The organism is Paenisporosarcina sp. P4_E4_2 (genome assembly GCF_056401595.1).
The window spans coordinates 1-7,436 of sequence record NZ_JBFUJC010000148.1 but is presented as its reverse complement, the minus strand read 5'-3'; the positions used below and the strand labels follow the sequence as shown (position 1 = coordinate 7,436).

Sequence of the window (7,436 nt, the reverse complement as noted above, 5' to 3'; positions counted from 1 at the left end):
CGTCTACAGTACGAACATCTCCAAAATAATCATAACCCCATACAGTTTGCAGTAAATGTTCGCGTGTCATCACTTGACCGATATGTTTTGCCAAGTAATGTAGCAATTCAAACTCACGGTGTGTCAGTTCAATTGATTCCTCTCTTTTCAAAACTAAATACGCATCCGGCTGAATAATTAATGAGCCAACCGCAATATCATTTGACGCATCTTCTGCATCTTCAGATTGTACGGTTTGATGGCGACGCATATTGGCTTTCACACGGGCAATCAATTCACGCGTACTGAACGGTTTAGTTACATAATCATCTGCACCTAATTCCAAACCAAGTACTTTATCAATTTCCGAGTCTTTCGCTGTCAGCATGATAATAGGAAAATCGTGTTTTTTACGAATCTCACGACAGACTTCCATTCCATCCCGGTTTGGTAACATAATATCTAGTAACATCAAATCGGGTTTGATTTCTTCTGCTTTTGCTAAAGCTTCATCCCCGTCATAAGCACAAACGACATTGTAGCCTTCTTTCTTTAAATTGAATTGTAGAATGTCCGCAATCGGCTTCTCGTCATCTACTACTAAAATTGTTTTACTCATTGTTCGTCATCCTCTCTTGCCATCTATCTATTTAAATATGAATTGACCTCTTTATACTACTTACTCTATCACGCTTTACTATGTTACGCACCTATCGACTAGAGGAATCAGAATGTTGAATATTTCCCGGGTAATATTTCGACAAGATTCTTAGATAAACTAACACTCTATTGTCGATGAATATAAAAAAACGGCCAACTCTGTCGAATTGACCGCTTCCGCGTATATTATTTGTTTAAAAACTTAAGAGGATTTACGTTTACACCATTATGTTCTACTTCAAAGTGTAAATGTGTTCCAGTAGATCTACCTGTTGACCCCATTACACCTATTTTTGAACCGACAGGAACAGTTTGTCCTACGTTAACATTAATTGATGCTAAGTGAGCATATGTTGTTTCATAACCATTTTGATGATCAATAACTACTTTGTTACCGAATGTACCATCTGCTCCAGCAAATTTCACAACGCCGTTATCAGCTGCTTTAATTGCAAAGCCGTCAGGACGTGCAATATCGATTCCACGGTGCATTCGTCCCCACCGTTGACCCATCCCGCTAGATATGTAGCCACCTTCTGCCGGCCATGCGAACATACCTGACCCACGAGATGGAACGACTTTAGTACCTTTTAAGATAATATTGTTTGTCACTTCTTTTACTACTGCTTCATCTTTAATTGATTTGCCCACGCGTGTCCCGTTATTCTCACGGATAACGTATGTCATTTCTTTGGCACCATTGCTGCCTTCTTGAATGACTTTGGAATCCCCTTTAAGCATATCTTTCGATTCGCGTACTTGGTTTTCAAATTGAATGGCTTCTGTCACTCTTTTCTCGCGAACAACTTCAATGTTCACTAAAGGTTTTAAAGCTGTTACCTTCAATTTTTCTCCAATTTGAAGAACGCTATTTTCGTTGACACTTTTGTTCAGCTTTGTTAAATCCGCTGTAGTTAAATCATGTTTTGCTGCTATTTTGCTGAATACATCTCCAGATTGTACGGTATATGTTTTCTCTTCCAAAGTACCYTTTTGAAGGTAATCTACTGCTTGATCAACAGTTAAAACCTTTTCTGGTTTTGCTTGTTTCGTAACACCTGAAATTGATTCTTTTAAATTAATATCCAAAACACGTGTTTCATTGTTCTTTAATGGGGGTAAAGAATTGTTAGAATCTTTTCGATTTTCCAATTCGGTGAGTTCTTTTTCAGAAACGGTCTGAAGTTTCAGTTTGCGGACTACTTCATGATATGCTTCCAAGTCTTTGACGTAGACGGCAATCTCGTCATTGACCGACAAGGCAAAAGCATCTGCTGTGACAGTTACCATCTTGTCCAGCTTGTCTAATGTTTCCTTATCATTTGTTTCTGCATTAAAAACTTGTTCTGAGATGATGGATAAATTGGATCCACTTAGATTTAGATCTTTGTATTGGGAGCTTGACTCAGTAATTTTTTCATTAACAAGCTCTTTTACTGCTTTTTCATCTGAAACCGTACCTACATATTCGTCACTTGCATATATATGAAAAATTTCCTGTAATTGACTGTCCTCTTTATCTTTTGCAAAACTGATATTAAATGTGAAGCTTGAAGCAAGCACTGCTGTTATGGCTGCTTTTTTCATTATATTTGATGTGCGGTTTGGCTTCCGGTCGGATGAAATCTTATCCCCATCACCAGTATTCCTTTTCAAATGCATGATAAAGCCCCTCTCAAAATTTCATCCGTAAAACGAATGGTTCTTTTATTGTGAAAAATTTCACGCCCCTTTAATTTAACATAWCCTTTTAAACACTGGTAAAGAAATGTCATTTTGTAAAGAAAATGACTCATTCTTACCATCAATTGCATTTAATTGTTTTAATTTGTAAGTTTACACAGGCTTTTCTCTTAAATCAATTGAAGATTCAACATATTTTTTCTATCTTTCGACCCTTCTCATTCATATTTCATGTACTTTTTTGTCATTTTTGTAATAATAATAGCGTTCTTCTATCGAATATCCTTAATATAGGGTAAAATAAGAGTATTCAAGGCGAAATGAGGTATCCCATTTGACAGACGAACAACAAGAGAGAAATGCCAAAATAAAAACCGCATACGTACATCGTCGGGCTTCCAAAACCGTAATAACGAAGCGCATCTTCATGATTATTATTGGTGCCGTATTTATGGCAATGGGAATCGAGTTGTTTTTGGTACCAAATCATTTATTGGATGGTGGAATTGTCGGTATATCCATTATCTTGTCTCACCTGACTGGAATTCAAATTGGATTATTTATTTTCCTATTAAACATCCCCTTCTTTTTTTTCGGGTATAAACAAATTGGGAAAACATTTGCACTTTCTACTGTATTAGGAATTACGGTTCTTTCTATTTGTACATACTTTTTACATCCAGTTGCACGTTTTACTGATGACTTGTTACTTGCTACCGTCTTTGGCGGCATTGTACTTGGCATTGGTGTCGGTCTTGTCATTCGCTACGGTGGCTCATTGGACGGAACTGAAATTTTAGCTATTTTGTTCAGCACTAAAAGCGTTTTTTCCGTCGGGGAAATCATTATGTTCTTCAATTTGATAATCTTTACTGTCGCTGGTTTTGTATTTACTTGGGAGCAAGCTATGTATTCCGTACTCGCTTATTTCATCGCTTATAAAATGATCGATATTGTCATTCAAGGCTTTGATGAATCCAAATCGGTTTATATTATTAGTGATCTTGTAGATGAAGTCGGCGAAGCGATTATGGATCGTCTCGGTCGTGGAGTCACTTATTTACATGGAGAAGGCGCATACACAGGTGATGATAAAAAAGTTATTTTCACCGTTATTACACGTCTGGAAGAAGCAAAATTAAAAACAATCGTGGAAGATATTGATCAACAAGCGTTCGTCGCCATTGGCAATATTGCTGAAGTACGCGGTGGACGATTCAAGAAACGTAATATTCACTAATTTGCACTCTATATAAAAATGCGCTGCCCAATATTGGGACAGCGCATTTTTTAATTGGGTCATTCCATTGGATATACCCGTCCCTGGTCGGGTGGGAAGGTTTTCTGTAGATTACGGAGAGTGATAATAAACGCGACATGAACACTGAGCGTCAACACAATAATAGCTACCGCAACTGTAGACTGAACATCCTGTTTCATATTAATTAAAAACGACTGAATAAACGTTGAAGTGAGTGTTATGGTCATATAGACAATCATAATTTTTTTAATGCCATTCTGTTTTTCAGCCGCTTCAATTGGATAATCCACTTCATGCATCAGCATTCTGAATACATAATACATCAAAATTAAGTCAATCAGCGTGACACTAAAGCCATATACCAGCCAAGATGTACTGTTAACTTGCATTTGAGTGAGTACTTCCCCTGATAAAAACAGTGTAGGAATGGATAGAGCCATCAGGACAAAAGCAGTTATTACAGCTTTTTTAGCATTCGCCTTTCCTGCGGCAAGTTGATGAATGCCTGATGTGATCAACATATATCCCAGTGGGTCAGGAAGAAAATCGAAAAAAATATGAACRTCCAGCAAAACCAATAAAAACCCTGCAATCATATACTTGAACGCTCTTCTATTTGCCATCTTTCACCACTTTCTCCACCATGCTCCGTAGTTCTTCATCTGTCAGCTGTGGAACATGATGCAAGGGAAATGAAGCCGTAAAAGACTGTCCAGCAGCCGTTTCCCCTTCCCATGGAATCCATACATCGATTGCCTTATTATTAGTCGGCTCTATTTGTATGTATAAGCCGACACTACCTTGTGATTCCAATACGATGGGCCAATTGACGTCTTTTGCAAGAGGTTGTTTTACATCGCTCCAATTAGGCATAACTTCTGCTTGATAGATAGGATCGGGAATTCGGGCTTCTTCTCCTTCATAATGTACTTTCACTTGAACATCCTTCGCAATATTTTCAGGCACAACGAATTCTTTCATTTTTAACTGTTCTTCTGCAGAATATATGCTGGAATGAAGTCCGTCTGAAGTACTTCCAGTCGACATGCCCTTCAATTTAGGATCTTGTCTGAGCGTTGACGGCGTGATTCGAATTTCTCCGATGTCAAAATGTCCAGCCGTTCCGTCACTGAATTGTAGGAATACATTGGTCCCTATATATGACTTATCTTCTTCGCCTTCAAGAGGCAGTATGGATGGGTCAAATTCAGCTTTCAGTAGAAGATGTTGATTGAACTCCTGGACGACATTTGGTGAGTTGTATATCGAATTCTGGTTTCCATGTAACCACATGTCATTGCTCGGTGAGACGTTTTGGAGCGAGAATCCATCCACTTCAATTGTTTGGAGAATTGCCGGATTGTTTTTATTGGTCAAATAGTAAATGTTGAATAGGTGTGTCTGGTCCATTGGTCGTTCGATATAATGTTCCAGAACAATGGGTTCATCCAAAAATTTCGCCTCGTAAGTGGTTATATTAATCGTCCAAGCCACAATGATTGCCAGCAGTGCTCCCCAAAACCAAAATCTCTTCATTTATTTTCAACCCCAAATCGTATGAAAATTCACATTACTCTTACATACGAAAAAGAACGGGAAAAGATTCCTTTTCCCGTTCAATAAAATTTAGCGCCAAAYGCTCGCAATGATATTTGTTTGATTTCGATCTGGTCCTACTGAGAAAATCGAAATTGGAACACCAGTTAATTGTGAAATGCGTTCCAGGTAGTGTCGTGCATTTTCCGGAAGCTCATCGAGTGATTTACAAGATGTCACATCTTCGCTCCAACCTGGCAATTCTTCATAGACAGGTTTACAGTCAGCCAGCATACGTAAGTTTGCTGGGTATTCCGTAATCAGTTCCCCGTTGTAACTGTAAGCTGTACAAATCTTCACTGTTTCCAAACCAGTTAACACATCAATCGAATTGACCGTTAGATCTGTTAAACCACTCACACGACGTGCATGACGTACAACTACACTGTCGAACCAACCGATGCGACGTGGACGACCAGTTGTTGTCCCATACTCTTTACCGACTTCACGAATTTGATTGCCGACTTCGTCAAACAATTCCGTTGGGAACGGACCGTCTCCAACACGAGAAGTATATGCTTTACATACACCAACCACATGGTGAATTTTCGTTGGTCCGACTCCGGCACCGATTGTAACGCCACCCGCTACTGGGTTAGATGATGTTACAAAAGGATAAGTACCTTGGTCGATATCAAGCATAACGCCTTGTGCACCTTCAAACAGTACGCGGCGGCCATCATCCAATGCATCGTTCAATACTTTAGATGTATCTGTTACGTACTTCGCAATTTCTTGCCCGTAGCCGTAATACTCTTCAAGAATTTCTTCTTTTGTAAAACCTTCTGTCTCATAGAACTTATCGAACAAACGATTTTTCTCTTCTAGATTACGTTCAAGTTTTTCTTCAAATACTACTTTATCAAGTAAGTCGGCCATACGAATACCTACACGTGCTGCTTTATCCATGTAAGCCGGTCCGATTCCTTTACCTGTAGTTCCAATCTTGTTTTCACCACGACGAGCTTCTTCCACTTCGTCTTGCTTCAAGTGGTAAGGTAAAATGACGTGTGCGCGGTTAGAAATACGTAAGTTTTCTGTCGTTACCCCACGTTCATGTAATCCTTTTAACTCTTTCACTAATGCTTTAGGATCGACAACCATACCGTTACCGATTACTGAGATTTTGTCTTTATAAAAAATACCTGATGGAATCAAGTGAAGCTTATACGTTTCTCCACCGAAAATAATGGTGTGTCCAGCATTATTCCCACCTTGATAACGTGCAATTACTTCTGAATTCTCGGATAGGAAGTCGGTAATTTTCCCTTTACCTTCGTCTCCCCATTGTGTTCCTACTACTACAACTGATGTCATAATCAGCACCTCCGTCAGACGCTGTCACGCGTCCTGAATCAAACAGTGTTATTGTATCAACTGAAACGGCTGAAGTCAACCAAAAACAAGAAAAAACACGAACGGAAAAATGTTTTCAGACATTTATCGTTCGTGTTTTTGCATCAATCACAATTTAGAGATATTTGCTGCTAGGCTTTTCTTGATGTCTAGCTCCGCAGGCCAGACCGCACCTCAGTTTCACAAATTCATTCGAAAACAGGTTTTCGATTCAGTGTGCTCCTGCGGTTACTCGTCGCAAAGGATGCTTTGTTCCAACGTCGGAGTCGATCTATCTCGGACTGCTAGGCTTTTCTAGTAATCCGGGGTAGGTTGTTGGTGCTGGCTCCAGTCTATGTTAACGAATTTGTTGAACTCTTTAACAAAAGCCAGGGTTACCGTCCCTGTCGGACCATTACGTTGTTTTGCGATGATGATTTCAATCATGTTTTGATTCTCGGTTTCTTTATCGTAGTAATCCTCACGATATAGGAACGAAACAATATCGGCATCTTGCTCAATACTTCCGGATTCACGTAAATCGGACATCATTGGACGCTTGTCCTGACGTTGTTCTACACCACGGGAAAGCTGTGACAAGGCGATAACTGGAACTTGGAGCTCACGAGCAAGGGATTTTAATGAACGGGAAATTTCCGATACTTCTTGCTGACGGTTTTCTTTACCATTCCCGCTTCCTACGATCAGTTGCAAGTAATCAATCAAAATCATGCCAAGTCCATACTCTTGTTTCAAACGACGGCACTTCGAGCGGATTTCATTAATCCGAATACCTGGTGTATCGTCAATAAAAATACCTGCGTTGGATAAACTCCCCATCGCCATTGTTAGTTTGCGCCAATCTTCAGCAGTTAATGCACCTGTACGTAAAACTTGTGCATCAATATTTCCTTCTGCACAC

7 protein-coding genes are annotated in these 7,436 nt (G+C 39.4%); 1 reads left to right on the top strand and 6 read right to left on the bottom strand.

All coding sequences use genetic code 11. The annotated features are described in order from the left end of the window. Positions 1 to 598 (bottom strand): response regulator YycF (gene yycF, locus AC1DSB_RS11310; protein WP_477586741.1); only part of this gene is annotated, 598 nt, incomplete at its 3' end. A gap of 227 nt (positions 599 to 825) precedes the next feature. Next, positions 826 to 2,301 carry a peptidoglycan DD-metalloendopeptidase family protein gene (locus AC1DSB_RS11305; RefSeq protein ID WP_477531160.1) on the bottom strand — a complete coding sequence of 492 codons (1,476 nt, stop codon included), beginning with the start codon at positions 2,299 to 2,301 and terminating at the stop codon, positions 826 to 828. Between the two features lie 355 nt (positions 2,302 to 2,656). Between AC1DSB_RS11305 and AC1DSB_RS11300 the strand changes: the two genes are divergently transcribed. Then, on the top strand, positions 2,657 to 3,562 hold the full coding sequence (locus AC1DSB_RS11300; protein ID WP_477531161.1) for a YitT family protein: 906 nt from the start codon (positions 2,657 to 2,659) through the stop codon (positions 3,560 to 3,562). Positions 3,563 to 3,621: 59 nt separating this feature from the next. Here the strand turns inward: AC1DSB_RS11300 and AC1DSB_RS11295 are convergent, their stop codons facing one another. From AC1DSB_RS11295 to AC1DSB_RS11280, 4 genes are all read right to left on the bottom strand, one after another. Further along, positions 3,622 to 4,206 carry a hypothetical protein gene (locus tag AC1DSB_RS11295; protein WP_477531162.1) on the bottom strand — a complete coding sequence of 195 codons (585 nt, stop codon included), beginning with the start codon at positions 4,204 to 4,206 and terminating at the stop codon, positions 3,622 to 3,624. Next, a complete protein-coding gene (locus tag AC1DSB_RS11290) occupies positions 4,196 to 5,119 on the bottom strand; it encodes a hypothetical protein (RefSeq protein WP_477531163.1) in 924 nt (307 codons plus the stop codon). The genes AC1DSB_RS11295 and AC1DSB_RS11290 overlap by 11 nt, the downstream gene beginning before the upstream one ends. Positions 5,120 to 5,209: 90 nt before the next feature. After that, positions 5,210 to 6,496: an adenylosuccinate synthase gene (locus AC1DSB_RS11285; protein WP_477586740.1), complete on the bottom strand. Its 1,287-nt coding sequence runs from the start codon at positions 6,494 to 6,496 to the stop codon at positions 5,210 to 5,212. Between the two features lie 333 nt (positions 6,497 to 6,829). Further along, the coding region (locus AC1DSB_RS11280) for a DnaB-like helicase C-terminal domain-containing protein (protein ID WP_477586739.1) at positions 6,830 to 7,436 on the bottom strand (607 nt) is incomplete at its 5' end.